Source organism: Acidobacteriota bacterium, from assembly GCA_009838525.1.
Lineage (GTDB): Bacteria > Acidobacteriota > Vicinamibacteria > Vicinamibacterales > UBA8438 > VXRJ01.
On record VXRJ01000014.1, the window covers coordinates 44,388 to 58,416 of the forward strand.

Genomic DNA, 14,029 nt, shown 5'->3' on the forward strand with positions numbered 1-14,029 from the left:
CACAATCACACCGTCAACAGGCCGTGAAGCGGAAGACGACGCTGTCGGGCAGATCAGCCACCCGCGTGAAGTTCGCGGCCGGCGTTCCCGGTTCCGCGGGGACACCAGCCAGCAGGTCAAGCGCGAAACGACCCCATCTGCGCGGCAGTTTGCTGAGGAGCAGGTAGAGGTTGTCGTAGCGCCCACAGCGCGCGATAAGGACAGAATTGATCGTCGTGCCGGTGACTTCCGGGAAATACGGCTGAAGCGAGAAAGACACGGTAGCCGGCACCTGTTCCCGGAAGAAATACGGGAGATCCATGGTGTCCGCGCCGACGACGAGATCGCGCGGCGTGACATTGCGACTGACCCAGAGCCGGCGTGGCGAACTCGCAATCCGGCGGGCGTAGTCAGATCGATCGCCGTTCTTCGGCAGGACGCGCGCCGTCATGTTCCGTCCGATGACGAACTGGGCGGGTGACACGTACAGACGTTGGGCCGTCGCGTTGTCACCTTGTACGATCGCGTCACCGGCGGTGGCCAGCATGAGCGTCGCCGCGAATACGACTACTCCAACCGCCAGCCGCAGGCGTTCGGGACAAAGGCGCCAGACGAACAGTGCGCTGACGATAGCCGTGACCGCCGCCAACGGCGCCAGCATGCGATTGTCGAACTGGTCGGTCAGCACCACGAGCCGAGCCACGAAGAGGAAGGTCGACCATCCGGCTATCCAGGCGATGACGAGAACGTACCCGTAACGCGCCCGCTCCGGCACAATCGGTCGGCCGTCGCCAACGGACCGCAGCCAGGCGCACGCGCCGAGGAAAGCGGGCGTGGCGAGTGCCCACCCGATGCTCTCGCGGAAGTCGGCAACCAATTCTCCGGAAGTGATGTCCGGAAACCAGCCGGCCGCAGCCGTCGTCTGGGGCGGATAGACGAGCCCTTCACCCAGGAACGGACCAGCCAACGCTACGCACGCGCCCGCCGCGAACAGGACCAGGCGGCGTACGCGGGAGCCGTTGCCGAGCAGGCAGGCCAATCCACCCAGGGCCAATATGGGGAGGAAACCGCTTCGCACGAACAGCGCGGCGCCCACCACCATTCCACCGGCAACCGCTCGCCGGGGCGTAGCGCCTCGCGCGAACAGCGCTAGCAGCGCTAGCAGCAAGGCAATGACCACGGGTTCGGTCCACGTTCGAAGGAAGATCCAGCGGAGCTGATGAGCCAAGAACGCCGCAGCCAGCAGGCCCGCGGCTGGGCCCGCAAGGCGGGCAGCGAACAGGAACGTGAACGCAACCGCAACGCCATAGGCGCCGGGGCCGATCAGGAATGCCGCGTCGGCATGTTCCAGTCCCGTCAGTTGCGCCGCCGCCGCAATCAGGACCGAGTACCCGGGGTTGTGGCTGGCACGGGTCTTGCCCGAGAAGTCTGGCGAGAAGTCTTGCCCCCAGTATGTCGGCTGATTGAAACCTGCCGCGCTCTGCACCAGACCGTCGCCGGCAGAGAGATTGCGGGCGACATCGATGTAGTTCATGGAGTCGGCGGTGAGCCGACGGTCGAATGTAAGCGAGCGCCAGGCGAAAACGCCTACGTGGCCTGCAAAGAGCAGTGCGAGCAGGACGGCGACGATGATCCCGGCTCGCGATCCTGGCCAGCCCGAACCAATCCGGCCGCCGTCACTCTCGCGGGTCGCCGGAACGTCCTCTTTCAGGGAGGAGCCGAATCTGGCCGACGCGGACAGACCGAGGGGACCCGCGATAGCCACCTGGAACACTCTTGCCGACAGGTCGAACGCCCTCACCCAGTGACGACGGCCATAGGTCGAGTGCGGGCCGACACGCATCCAGGCCAGCGTTCCCAACCATGCAAGCGTGATGCCCAGGAAGGCCATCCAGACCGTAACGACGACGCGTTCTAGCCACGCCATCCCGTACGCCAACCGGAGGTCATCGGCGTCTGGCAGTGAGTGAAACAATCGGTAGGCCGGCAGGGGGCTTGGGCGCCCGCCGGGCGGAGACCACTCCAGTCGCAGGTTGAACGCGCCGCCGTGCTGCTCGAAGTCCACTCGGAGTTCGTGGACGCCGGCCTCAAGTCGTACCGTCCGAACCAGCGCGTGCATGTCCGCCGGCGGTGTCCGGCGAATCACCAGTTCGCCGTCAAGCCAAACGTCGAGGCGGTCGTCGCCGGCGGCGTGCAACTCGACCGCGCCTGCATCGGGCACGTACCAATAGCCGGTCCAGCGCGCACTGAAGAACCGCCTGGGCAGATCGGGATCGTCATCGAGGAAGTCGAGGGTGATGCTCGGATCGACGCCGTCAAGGAGTGGCGTTCCGCTGAACCCAACCTCTGGGAACACCTGCAGGCGCAGGCCCGTCCGCTCTGTCGCCGCGGGTCCAGCGACAGACAGCACTGCGGTCAGCGTGACGGCTGCCCCCAGGAAGGCGACCGCCAGAGCACCGAGCCTTTGCCGCCCGAGCCGGGGAAGACGAAGTCCTGCCGCCACGGATTCCTGGATCAAATCAAACTTGTCAGTGGTGTTCGGCGAGGTATAGCGCGCCGCGTTGCGTCTCCACGACGCGACGTACGGAGTAACCCTGCCTTTCGATCGCCTCGACTATCTGCTCAGTCGTCGGGGTACGGAAGGCCACATACCAGACACGATCCGGTCGGTACTCGTCCACAAACCGTTCTGCCGACGGCGCCTCCGATGTTTCCGGCGGGAACAGGTAGTGCGTCCGGTCGCGCCCAATGGTCGCCATCGTGCCGTGACTGTACCTTTCGGTGGCCGTGATTGTGACTGGCCAGTCCCCGTAGAAGGCAACTAGGAAGGCGCCGGATGGCGAGAGAATCAACCCATCTTCCGGCTGGAGGTTGGCCGAAAGACGGTCCACGAGGTGCACGTCGTCGAGGTTGAAGTAGACCACCTGCAACGGGCGGGCCAGGGCGATCGCCATCACGACAATCGCCGCCGCCATCCGGAGGAACCTGCGTGCCGGCAACGCGCTTGTGGCGCACTGCACACCGATGGCGGCCAGGCAGATAGAGAGCGGGAACGCGAAGATGTCCGCTCGCCCCGTTCCCATCGGGTACACCTGCAACGCGCTCGCGGCGAGGAAGGCAGCGTAGAAACCCAGAACGACGAGCCCGAAGAACCGGGTGGAGCGTTGCGCGAACAGCCAAATGAGCCCGAGCGCCAGGAACGGCAGGGGCCAGGAAACCGTCTCCGGATTCGTGAGAGGGCCCTCACCCCAACTGGGCAGCCCCAGTTCCAGCAGATAGCGTCCGTTGCGCGCAAGGAAGTCCCAGGCCGCATCGGCGGATGCCAGCGGTATGAATCCGAACGCGAAGTCCTCGCGCACGAGCGGGTTGGAGCGGGCACTCAGGAACGCGTAAGCGGCCAGCACGGCGGCGTTGTAGGCAGCGGCGCTCAACAGGATTCTGATCGCCCGCCTCCGGTCGCGCCGCCACCCGCGCATCGCGAGGGCCGCGCCGAGATTCACCGCGGGAAAGCTGACAAAGACGGACGGGACCGAAAAAAAGGCGGCGAGTCCGCCTCCGACAGCTAACCATTCGAAACGCGGTGAGTCAACGTCTCCGTTGCGGATCAACAGTGCAGCGGCAATCAGAAAGAGCGCCGTCACCAAGAAGTCGAATGGATACTGGTGGACGAATACCGTGTAGTGCGCCAGCAGGGGGTTGAGCGCCGTCAGCGCGGCAGCGAGAACCGCCAGCCCCGTGTCGCGAGTCAGCGACCAGACCAACAGCGCCATCGCAGGAATGGCAGCGACGCCGCAGACGAACGGCAGCAGTTGAAGCGACCATTCCGGATCCGGAAACAGCGCGTACAGCCCCCGCCAAATAAGTAAGGGGCCGGGGGCAACGTGGATAGGAGCGCTAATCATGCTCCACACGTCCTGACTCCGAATGATCGCGCCGTAGACCAGATCGTCGGACCACAAGGACTCGGGATTCCAGCCTGCGAGTCGCGCTCTGACGGTCTGGACGACGACGGCGCCGACCGCCGCCGCCAGCCCGGCGCGCTCCGCCACCCTCCAATGCCACGCATACGGGGATGCCGGCCCGTACCGGTCGCGCACCCTCCACGCCCAGCGCATTGCGGCACCGGTCGCCAACAGCAGCGGCGTCACCCAGAAGAAGGCGGCAGCCCGGCTGAACCACGCGGCCCGCTCGGCCAGCCGGACGTCCTCCATCGACGGGCGCTCAAGGAATAGGCGATGCCCGGCGAGCGGTCGCCTCAATCCGGACGGCGGCGACCAGCGGACATCGGCGACGTAGCTGCCCGCTTCCTGTTGGTACTCCACGAGCAGCTCGTGCGCACCCTCGCCGAGGCTGACCGTCTCGGCCGCCTGACGCATGTCGTTCGGCGGGTAGCGCTGCAGCACCAGCTCGCCATCAATGTAGACGTTCAGCCAGTCGTCACCCGCCCCGTGGATCTGCAGCGGCCCGCTCTCCGGCACATACCAGTAGCCGCGCCAGCGGACGCTAAAGTAGCGGCGCAGGCGCTCGTCCTCGGCCAGGAAGTCGAGCGAGATGTTCTCGCTCACCTCGTCGCGAAAGGGCGCCCCCTCGAAGCCGTTTCCCAAGAACAGTTCCCGGCGCAGCCCGGTCCGCTCCGCCGCTTGCGGTCCGATTACCAGCCACGCCGTTGTGCAAGCCAAGGCGATCGTCCCGTAGGCGCCGATGCTCCACCGGAACCAGAGGCTGCGCCTCCGGGCTCGATAGGCAGCCCGAAGTTTCTCCAGTAGCATTTTGTTGCGCGTCGGCGGAACCCCGCCGGGCAATCCTACCGTGTGCCGCAAAAGAGGGCATAACCGTTGTTACTCGCCTGGACCCGGTCGACGGCGTACCCCGCGTTCTTCATCGCGGCGACAACCCGGTCGGACCCGTCGGGGCCGAGGTACCAGACACGGCCGGACGCCGGGAACCGGCGAAGGAACGCGGCCGCTATCCGCCCCGCGCGGCCACTTCGCGGCAAGTGGGCCGTCCGGTCGCGGCCAATGGTGACGGCAATTCCCTGCGAGACGTCATCAGCGGGCTGCGTCGTCACTGGCCACGACCCGTAGAAGGCGGTCAGGTAGACGCTGCGGGCCGACAGCAGCACGACATCGTCATCGTGCGCGTTCGCTGCGAGGTGGTGAACGAGCGGCGCGTCATTCATCTCCCCGTAGCCCACCTCGACCGGCCGCGCCAGGGCGAAGGCAACCACGAGGGCGGCGGCGGCGACGCGCACTGCGTGCGCATGCGGCAGGGCGGCGGTCGCCGCATGGACGCCGGACGCGAAAAGGCAGATTCCCACGGGGAACGAGAAGATGTCCGGGCGGCCCAAGCCGAGCGGGTAGATCCAGAGTGCGCTCGCCACGACCCGCGCCGCATAGAACCCGAGGACCGCCAGACCGAAGAAACGGGTTTCCCGGCCCGCCAACAGCCAGACCAGTCCGAGACCGACGAGGGGCAGCGTCCACGAAACCTCGCCGGGATTGAAGCTCCAGCCCTCGGTCCAGCCGGGCAAGCTGATCATCAGCAGGCGGCCGCCCTGAGCGGCCAGGAAGCTCCCGGCCGCGGACAGCGAGTCAACCGGCAGGAACCCGTCCGCGAAATCGGCGCGGACGATCGGGTTCGACCGGTCGCGCAGCAACCACCACGCGACAGCGACCGTCACGTTGTAGGCCACCGCGCTCCAGACAATTCCCGCCATCGGCCGACGGCGCTCCACCCACGCCCGGGCGGCGTAGAGAACGCCCAAGTTCACCACCGGGAACGTGACAAAGACGGCGGGCACGGCGAGGAACGTGGCGCAACCGCCGGCGAGCGCAAGCCGCCGGAATCGCCGCGGGTCGACGTCGGAGCCGTCGCGCACGAGTCCGGTCGCTGCCAGCAGGAACAGCGCCGTGATCATCGCTTCCAGCGTGTACTGATGGACGAAGACCGTGTAATGGGCGAGAAGCTGCACGAGCGAGGTGACCGCCCCGGCCAGCAGCGCGACCGCGGAGTCGCCCGTCAGGCGCCACACGACAAACGCCGTCACCGGAATCACCGCGATGCCGCAAACGAACGGCAGGAGCTGCAGCGACCATTCGGGATCCGGGAAGAGGGTGTACAGCCAGCGCCACAGGATGAGCGGTCCCGGGGCGACGTGGATCGGCGCCGTGACCACGTCAAGGAAGCGATCGGACCGAATGATGGCGGCGTAGACCAAGTCATCGGCCCAGAGCGAGCCCGGATTCAGGCCCGGCAGACGCGCCGCAACCGTGCGGACCACCACCGCTCCGCCCGCCAGTACGAGAACGGCGCGCAACGCAGCGTTCCAATGCCACGCATAGCGGGATGCCGGTCCGTAGCGGTCCCGCGCCCGCCACACCCAACGCGCGCCGAGACCGGCCACTGTCAGGAGTGGAGCCAGCCAGAGCAACGTCATCCCGCGTCCCAGCCAGGCGGCGCGCTCCGCCAGTCGCACGTCCTCCATGGTGGGCGGACGCGGGAAAAGCCGGTGTCCGGCAAACGGCCGCAACCGGTCGGACGGAGGCGACCAGCGGAGAGCGAGCGCGTAGGCCCCGCCCGCCTGTTCGTACTCGATCAGCAGCTCGTGGGCACCGGCAGCCAGCGTGACCTCCTCAGAGGCCCGGTGCATCTGGTCCGGCGGATAACGCCTCAGCACAGGCTTGCCGTCGATGTGGACGGTAAGCGAGTCGTCGCCGCTTCCGTGGATGGTGATGGGGCCGCCATCCGGCACGTACCAATAACCCCGCCACCTCGCGCTAAAGCGCCGCCGGGGAAAGTCCTCGTCCTCGTCCAGGAAGTCGAGCGTGATGTCCTCGCTCACTTCCGTCCGGAACGGCTCCCCCGCGAAACCGGTCGCCAGAAACAGCTCACGCTGCAGCCCGGTCCGCTCCTCCGCCTGGGATCCGACCGCCAGCCACGCCGCCGTGCCGGCCAAGGCCACCGTCACATAGATGCCTGTTGCCCATAGTCTCCAGTCGCCGGACGGTCGCACCGTGCGATAGTACAACGGCGCGGATCGAGGGTTTCGGGCATGACTGCGGACGAAGTCCACAAGATGGCGGCGGTCGAGGCATCCCACTGGTGGTACGTGGGAACGCGGGAAATCTGCCTGTCTCTGCTCCTGCCGCACCTCGACTGCAGCCGGCCGCTCCGCATTCTGGACATCGGCTGCGGCACGGGCGGCAATATGGCGGAACTCGTTCGGCTGGGACCCGCCCGGGGAATCGACCTCGATCCGCTCTGCGTCGACTACACCCGGCGCCGAGGGCTGGAGTGCAGCCTCGGCGACATGCTCGACTTCGACGCGCCTCCGGCGTCACTCGATTTGATCACGTTCTTTGACGTGGCGACCCATCTGGGCCGCGACCCGTTCCCAGCGGTTCTGAAGCGTGCAGCGACCGCGCTCGCGCCGGGCGGCGTGCTCGCGTTCCGCGAACCGGCGATGCCGATAGCGCGGGGATCTCACGACCGCGCCGTTGATGTCCGGCACCGGTTCACCGCGTCCGACGTCCGGCAGTGTCTGAAGGAAGCAGGGTTCGAACCGCTCCGGATCACCTACCTGAACACCGTGCTGTTCCCGCCGATCGTGCTACTGCGACAGTTGCAGAACCTGCTGGCGCCTGCGCGGGCGGTCTCGGACGTGCGTCCCACCCGCGAGCCGCTGAACACGATGCTGCTCAGCCTGCTGCGGATCGAAAAGAAGTTGCTGCGGTTCATCGATCTGCCGTTCGGCGTCTCGCTGTTCGCGGTGGCGCGCAAGCGCGAAGGCTACGCCCGCTCGGCGACGATGGCGTAGTCCTGTTCCGCGAACAGCAGCCGGTTGAGCGTCTCGACGTTCCGGTTGAGAACGGTGGCCAGCCGGACAAGATCCGCGGCGGCGTCTCCTGCGCCGTCGGACCCGGAGGCCGCCGGGTCGTCCCCTCCATCGATGGGCGCGCCGGCCGGTACGTCCTCCACCTGGCGAAGCCGTTCCTCTTCCGGGTAGGGCGAGCGGTAGACGATCCGCGCTTTACGGAAGCCGGCCGTGCTGACCAGGAACTGCAGTGTCTCCGGGTGCACGGGGCGCGCGTGGGTGAGATCGCGGATGTAGCTCCGAAAAAAGGCTGACCAGGAAGCGACGTTGATGGTCTCCAGCGCCAGCGGCGCACCGGGCCGCAGCTTCCGGTGAGCCGCGTCGATGAACGCGAGCAGGCGCGACGGCTCCAGGTGCTCCACCACCTGGGCCGCGAACAGTCCGCCCAGGGCGCCGTCGTCGAGCCGCTCCAGGTGGTCCAGCGCATCGCCCTGAACGACGTCCAGGCCGCGTGCACGGCACAACTCCACCATGTCCTGATTGATGTCGACGCCGCTGGCCCGAATGCCGCGTTCCCGCAACGCGTCAAGGAACTCCCCGCGCCCGCAGCCGACATCCAACACGTCGCTCGCGTCCTCGAAGTACGGCAGGTAGGCGGCAACGCGCGTTCGGATCTCGTCCATCGAACCGCGGAAGCGGTTCTCGAACGCGACATAGCGGTAGCTCTGGTCTTCGCCAGCCCCCGGGACGGCGGCCGGCGACGGGGCGGATTCCGTCCCGGCGGAGGGAGCCGGTTCGCCCTCACCGTCCGGGGGCACCGGCGCCACGGTCCGCGCCGGGAACGCCGCCATGTCGCGCTTGAGCGCCGCGATCACGTGTTGCCAGGCGTCGATCTCGTCAGACAGGCGATCGAGCCGCGGCAGGACGCGCTTGGCAAGATCGGCGGCAAACTCGGCGTTGTCCTCGTTGATGCGCCGCATGAGGCCGCTCACCTCGCGGTCCTTCGTGTCGACGTAGGGCGTAATCTCCTCGGCGAACTGCACGAGCCGGCTCTGAAAGTGGAGGAGGCGCTCGTGCTCTTCGCGGATCAGCTCGATAGTGCTGGCCAGGGCGCGGGACACCTCCCGGTGCGTCGCCGCGTTACGGTCCACGTGTTCCACCAGCGCGGTGTTGAATGCCTTCTGGCGCTCGAACATCGGCGCCACCATGTTGCGGACGCGCATGCGCAGCCGGCCGCGCCAGCCGTCGCCGGCGGGAGGAGCCTCCGCCAGCGGGTCGGACAGCGCACGCAGGGCTGCGACCTGCGTGTCGTCATAGGGCGGCGGCGGGTGCGGCAGGTCGCGGAGCTGCTGCAGGGCGTCTGCTAGTGCGGTGAGAGCGTCGTTGTACGCACGATCCGCCTCCTTGCGCTCGGCGTGCAGGCGCTTGAGATCCTCTGGAGAAACCGTGCGTTTGGTCATGTGACCGTCACGGCGTGATCAGCCTTCGGTCCGGAGGGTGTCGAGGATGCGGCGGAGGTGGGGCCCGAAGTCCGTCTTACCCGGGTCTACGAAGGTGCAGAGGGCGACGTCTTCCTCGTCCAGCTCCAGACAGCCGAGCTCCTCGGCCCGTTCGACATCGTCCATCACCAGGGCGCGGAGCATGGGCGTCGGGAGCAGGTCCATCGGCATGACGCGCTCGTACATCCCGATGGGGACGATCGCGCGCGGCGAGCCGTGCGTCGTGGTCGTCATGGCGAAGCGTCGTCCCGGCGTCAGGGACGAAACGAACGTCGGGATGGTTGAGAAGAGACCGAGGCCCGGACCGAGCCACCCGAGGAGGTCCCGTTGCCGCCCCTCCGCCAGCACCGACACCTGCTGGTGGTAGCGCCCGAGGTAGCCGTGGATCTCGCCGGTGGCGGTCCGGCCAGAAAGGACGGAACCGGAGATGACACGCCGATCAGGCTGCCCGTCGATGCCCGACCCGTTGCCGGATCCGCCGTGTACCGTAGTGGCCGGTTTTATATTCCCCTCGACCAGCTCGCTGGTCGACGCGCCGATCCGCGAGCGGAGCAGACGCGGTTCGGCGATCGGCGGGCCGCCGAGCGCGACGATGCGCGCGACGTCGAGCACGCCGGTCTCGAACAGCCGGCCGATGGCGATCGCATCCTGCACGCCCAGGTGCCACACGACTTTGTTCCGGTCTACTGCGTCGAGCGTATGGATGTGGAAACCGACCGTGCCGGCGGGGTGGACCCCGTCGAACACCTCATGCCGGATCCGATCGTCTTCCTGAATTCGCAGTCCGGGCTCCGGCCCCGTGCACACGAAGACGGGGCCATCGGTCAGGCGCGCCAACGCCGCCAGTCCCCGCTCGAAAGGGACATCGCAACCCGCCACCATGGCCGCAATGGACGGTCCGAGCGGATTGGTGTCCATTGCGGTCACGAAGATCGAATGCGGCCGTGTGGCGGGATCGGCAACCCGTCCGAAGGGGCGGGCGCGAAGCGCGGTCCACTGGCCGGACTCGACGAGCAGCGCGCGCACCTCGTCGCCGGTCATGCCGGACGGATGCCGGCCCGAGAACGCACTGAACGACGCTGTCTCCGGCGCGCGTCCCTCCCGTTCCGCGCGGCTCACGTCGATGACGACGGACTGCAGGGCGCGGCGGTCGCCCCGGTTGACGGCAACGACGGTGCCGGCGGCCGGCGCCGTGTAGCGCACGCCCGGCATCGTCTTGTCCTCGAAGCACAACTGGCCGCGCGCGACGCTGTCGCCCGCCGCGACGTGCATGGTGGGACGCAGACCGATGTAGTCGGCGGCGACCAAGGCGATGCGGCGCGGGGGCGGCCCGTTGTCGACGTGTTCGGACGGCGCTCCCGTGATGGGCAGGCGTAGCCCGCGACGCACACGGTGACGAGACATCGACGGGGATCGTACTGACGCGCCGCGAGCGGCGTCAATTCTGTCGGTCTAGAGGCCGGCGCATCAGGCGGCGCACCAGTACACGCACAGATACGGGGGTTCTGGCACAATGGAGCGCATGTCGACGGCGGAATCGCTCGCGCCGACGCCGGTGAGCACGCCAGCGAGAAAGCCCGTGCCTACGTCGTCGGTGATGGTGCTGATCCCGGCGCTGAACGAGGCGGCGTCGATCGGCGACGTCGTCGCGGCGACGCGCCGCTGCGCCGAACCGCTCGCCGAGATGGGCCTCGGCCTCTCGGTCTGCGTCATCGACGACGGCTCGACGGACGGCACCGGAGCTGCCGCGCGCACGGCCGGCGCCGACCATGTGCTGAAGCATGGGCGGAACATGGGGGTGGGCGCCGCCGTCCGAACGGGCCTGATCTATGCGCGAACGCGCGGATTTGGCGTGGCTGTAAAGCTTGACGGCGACGGCCAGCACGACCCGATCGACATCCCGGCGCTGATCCGCCCCATTCTGGACGAACGGGCCGATGTGGTCTACGGGAACCGGTTCTCGCGGATCGACTATCGCATGCCTCTCTACCGGCGCGCCGGCAACGCCGTCTTCCGTCACCTCATGCGCTGGCTTACCGGCTGGGACATTGAGGATTCGCAGCCGGGAATGTTCGCCGTCAACCGGTCCTACCTGACCGTCTCGTTCATCCCTGGCGACTACAACTACACGCAGCAGGTGCTGCTGGACTCGTACCTGAAGGGAATGCGGTTCGAGCAGGCGCCGATATCCTTCCACCGGCGGCAGAGCGGCGAGTCGTTCATCTCGCTGCAGTACCCCTTCCGCGTCCTGTCCCAAATCCTGGTGCTGATGGTAATGATCCGGCCCCTGAAGATCTTCTTACCGCTCGCCACGTTCTTCCTCGGGACAGGTGCGTTGATCGGCGTGGTCGAATTGGGCATGTGGGCAGCCGGCATCGCGGAGCGCCCGATCGAGCATGTCAACCTCGTGCTCGGCCTCGCGATGTTCGGCCTCAATACCGGCTTCTTCGGCCTTCTTGCCGAGGCCATCGCCCGCAGGAGTTCGTAGCATTGGCGAAGCTCGTCATTCAGATCCCTTGCCTGAACGAGGCGGCGACGCTTCCGGAGACGATTGCCGATCTACCCCGCGAGATTCCGGGGATCGACACGATCGAACTGCTCGTGATCGACGACGGCTCCACCGACAGCACGGCCGACGTGGCGCGCGCGCAGGGCGTGCATCACATCATCCGCTTCCGCAACCACAAGGGGCTCGCCGCCGCGTTCATGGCGGGCCTCGATGCCGCCGTCCGCGCCGGGGCCGACTACATTGTCAATACCGACGCCGACAACCAGTACGCCGGCGCCGACATCCCCAAGCTGGTTCAGCCGCTGCTCGACAGAACCGCGGATGTGGTAATCGGCGACCGCAATATCCGCGAGATCCGTCATATGCCGTTGCTCCGCCGGTGGCTGCAGCGGATCGGAAGTTGGGTGGTGCGGCAGGTGTCGGATACGCGCATACCCGACACGACCAGCGGATTCCGCGCCTACACGCGCGAAGCCGCGCTCCGCCAGACGGTCGTATCGGACTTCTCTTACACGATCGAGACGATCATTCAGGCGGGCAAGAAACGGATGGCGATCGCCCATGTCGAGGTGGCGACGAACCGCAAGACCCGGCCATCGCGTCTCTTCGACAGCACGTTCACCTACATCCAGAAGTCGACGGCGACGATTCTCCGAATCTACACGCAATACGAGCCACTGAAGGTCTTTTCCGTCGCCGGCGCCGTGATCTTCGCGGTGGGGTTCGCCATCTCGGTCCGTTTCCTCTTCTACTACTTCGAGGTTGGCGGCGGCGGGCGCGTGCAGTCCCTGATCCTGGCCGCCGTGCTGATGATCGTCGGTTTCCAGGTGGTCTTGATCGGGCTGGTCGCGGACGTCATCGCGGCCAACCGCAAGTTGACCGAGGAGCTTCTGTACCGCGTCCGGTCGCTGGAACTGTCCTCGGCGCGCGGTTCGGTGCCAGCAGACGACGGCGTCGGCAAATGACCGGGCCGCGGCACTACACGGTCGTCATCGCCACGTCATCCTACCCGCGCTTTCCTGGCGATCTCACCGGAACGGCGGTCGAGCCGATCGCGCGCGGCATCGTTGCGCGCGGACACACGGTGCATGTCGTCGCACCCTGGCATCCCCTGGTGCGGCGTGATGCCGTCGAAGATGGCATCAACTACCATTTCTACCGTTACGCGCCGGTCGCGGCGCTGAACGTCTTCGGCTACGCCGGCGCACTCCGGGCGGATGTCTCGATGAAGCGAACGGCCTACGCTGCAGCGCCGTTCGCGTTCATCGCCGGCGTGCGCATGGTGCGGCGCGTGGTGCGCCAGCACCGCGCCACGCTGATCCATGCCCACTGGGCCATCCCGAGCGGCGCGATCGCGGCGACCGCCGCGGGCGGCCTGCCGCTGGTAATCAGCCTGCACGGCTCGGACATCTTCGTCGCGGAACGCAACCCGCTGGTGGGATGGGCGGCGCGCCGCGCGTTCCTGCGGGCCGACCGAGTCACTGGCTGCAGCGCGGACCTCCGCGACCGCGCCGTGGCGCTCGGCGCCGACGACAGTCGCGCCGAGACGCTGCTGCATGGCGTCGATGCCGACCGGTTCACCCCGAACGCCGATACGCGCGCCCGCGTGCGCGCCGCACACGGAATCGGAGCTGACGATCCGATCGTCTTCGCCGTCGGGCGCCTAGTCCGCAAGAAAGGATTCGAGTACCTGATCGATGCCATCGTGCGGCTGGCGCCACGCCATCCGCGGCTGCGGCTCGTCATCGCGGGCGGTGGCGATCTCGATACCGAGCTGCGCGAGCGGGCGGCGAGCGGCAGCGTGACCGACCGCGTGACGCTCCTCGGCCCCGTGGCGCACAGCGAGGTCGCCGACTGGCTGGCCGCCGCCGACATCTCCGCCGCGCCGTCGGTGGTGGACGACGCGGGAAACGTCGACGGCCTGCCGAACACCGTGCTGGAGGCGCTGGCGTCCGCCACGCCGGTGGTCGCCACCCTGGCAGGCGGCATCGGGGCCGTGGCGGTCGACGGTAAGACCGCACTCATCGTCCCGGAACGTGACGGCGGGGCGCTCGCCGGTGCCATCGAAACGCTCGTGCAGGATCCCGCGCTCCGCGAACAGATCGGCCGGACCGCGCGCGGACGGATGCAGACCGAGCAGACCTGGGCGCGTGTCGCAGAACGGTTCGAGCGGGCCTACGCGTTGGCGACCGAACATCGAGCCTCGCTGTCTTGATACGCTAGCGAAGC

The 14,029-nt window shown here is 67.6% G+C and carries 9 protein-coding genes; 4 read left to right on the plus strand and 5 right to left on the minus strand.

The features are described 5' to 3' along the window. Positions 1 to 13 precede the first annotated feature (13 nt). Genes F4Y45_04295 through F4Y45_04305 form a run of 3 tightly spaced genes read right to left on the minus strand, consistent with a single transcriptional unit; the run spans position 14 to position 6,940 of the window. Positions 14 to 2,497 (minus strand): hypothetical protein, encoded by a 2,484-nt coding sequence (locus F4Y45_04295; GenBank protein ID MXY23728.1) that lies wholly within the window; start codon positions 2,495 to 2,497, stop codon positions 14 to 16. A 10-nt stretch (positions 2,498 to 2,507) separates the two neighbouring features. Further along, complete coding sequence (locus F4Y45_04300; GenBank protein MXY23729.1) at positions 2,508 to 4,748, minus strand: hypothetical protein; 2,241 nt, start codon at positions 4,746 to 4,748, stop codon at positions 2,508 to 2,510. 35 nt (positions 4,749 to 4,783) lie between these two features. Further along, positions 4,784 to 6,940, minus strand: coding sequence for a hypothetical protein (locus tag F4Y45_04305; protein ID MXY23730.1), 2,157 nt, complete (start codon positions 6,938 to 6,940; stop codon positions 4,784 to 4,786). 90 nt (positions 6,941 to 7,030) lie between these two features. Between F4Y45_04305 and F4Y45_04310 the strand changes: the two genes are divergently transcribed. Then, positions 7,031 to 7,795 carry a class I SAM-dependent methyltransferase gene (locus F4Y45_04310; GenBank protein ID MXY23731.1) on the plus strand — a complete coding sequence of 255 codons (765 nt, stop codon included), beginning with the start codon at positions 7,031 to 7,033 and terminating at the stop codon, positions 7,793 to 7,795. Here F4Y45_04310 and F4Y45_04315 read toward each other — a convergent pair. Both F4Y45_04315 and F4Y45_04320 read right to left on the minus strand, forming a co-directional pair. Further along, a complete protein-coding gene (locus F4Y45_04315; protein ID MXY23732.1) occupies positions 7,768 to 9,252 on the minus strand; it encodes a class I SAM-dependent methyltransferase in 1,485 nt (494 codons plus the stop codon). The two genes, F4Y45_04310 and F4Y45_04315, sit on opposite strands and share 28 nt — an antisense overlap. 18 nt (positions 9,253 to 9,270) lie before the next feature. Continuing rightward, positions 9,271 to 10,695 (minus strand): Na(+)-translocating NADH-quinone reductase subunit A, encoded by a 1,425-nt coding sequence (locus F4Y45_04320; protein MXY23733.1) that lies wholly within the window; start codon positions 10,693 to 10,695, stop codon positions 9,271 to 9,273. Between the two features lie 109 nt (positions 10,696 to 10,804). Here F4Y45_04320 and F4Y45_04325 point away from each other — a divergent pair, with 109 nt between their 5' ends. From F4Y45_04325 to F4Y45_04335, 3 genes are read left to right on the plus strand one after another with little or no spacing between them, the layout of a single operon-like run. After that, positions 10,805 to 11,779: a glycosyltransferase family 2 protein gene (locus F4Y45_04325; protein ID MXY23734.1), complete on the plus strand. Its 975-nt coding sequence runs from the start codon at positions 10,805 to 10,807 to the stop codon at positions 11,777 to 11,779. Between the two features lie 2 nt (positions 11,780 to 11,781). Further along, the gene (locus tag F4Y45_04330) at positions 11,782 to 12,765 is read left to right on the plus strand and encodes a glycosyltransferase family 2 protein (GenBank protein ID MXY23735.1); all 984 of its coding nucleotides are present in this window, start codon (positions 11,782 to 11,784) and stop codon (positions 12,763 to 12,765) included. Continuing rightward, the gene (locus F4Y45_04335) at positions 12,762 to 14,015 is read left to right on the plus strand and encodes a glycosyltransferase family 4 protein (protein ID MXY23736.1); all 1,254 of its coding nucleotides are present in this window, start codon (positions 12,762 to 12,764) and stop codon (positions 14,013 to 14,015) included. Before F4Y45_04330 ends, F4Y45_04335 begins: the two co-directional genes overlap by 4 nt. The last annotated feature ends 14 nt before the right edge of the window (positions 14,016 to 14,029 follow it).

Excerpts from the sequence above, each read along its gene's own strand:
- F4Y45_04300 (MXY23729.1), bottom strand. The coding sequence starts at position 4,748 with ATGCTACTGGAGAAACTTCGGGCTGCCTATCGAGCCCGGAGGCGCAGC.
- F4Y45_04320 (MXY23733.1), bottom strand. The coding sequence starts at position 10,695 with ATGTCTCGTCACCGTGTGCGTCGCGGGCTACGCCTGCCCATCACGGGA.
- F4Y45_04315 (MXY23732.1), bottom strand. The coding sequence starts at position 9,252 with ATGACCAAACGCACGGTTTCTCCAGAGGATCTCAAGCGCCTGCACGCC.
- F4Y45_04310 (MXY23731.1), top strand. The coding sequence starts at position 7,031 with ATGACTGCGGACGAAGTCCACAAGATGGCGGCGGTCGAGGCATCCCAC.
- F4Y45_04335 (MXY23736.1), top strand. The coding sequence starts at position 12,762 with ATGACCGGGCCGCGGCACTACACGGTCGTCATCGCCACGTCATCCTAC.
- F4Y45_04325 (MXY23734.1), top strand. The coding sequence starts at position 10,805 with ATGGAGCGCATGTCGACGGCGGAATCGCTCGCGCCGACGCCGGTGAGC.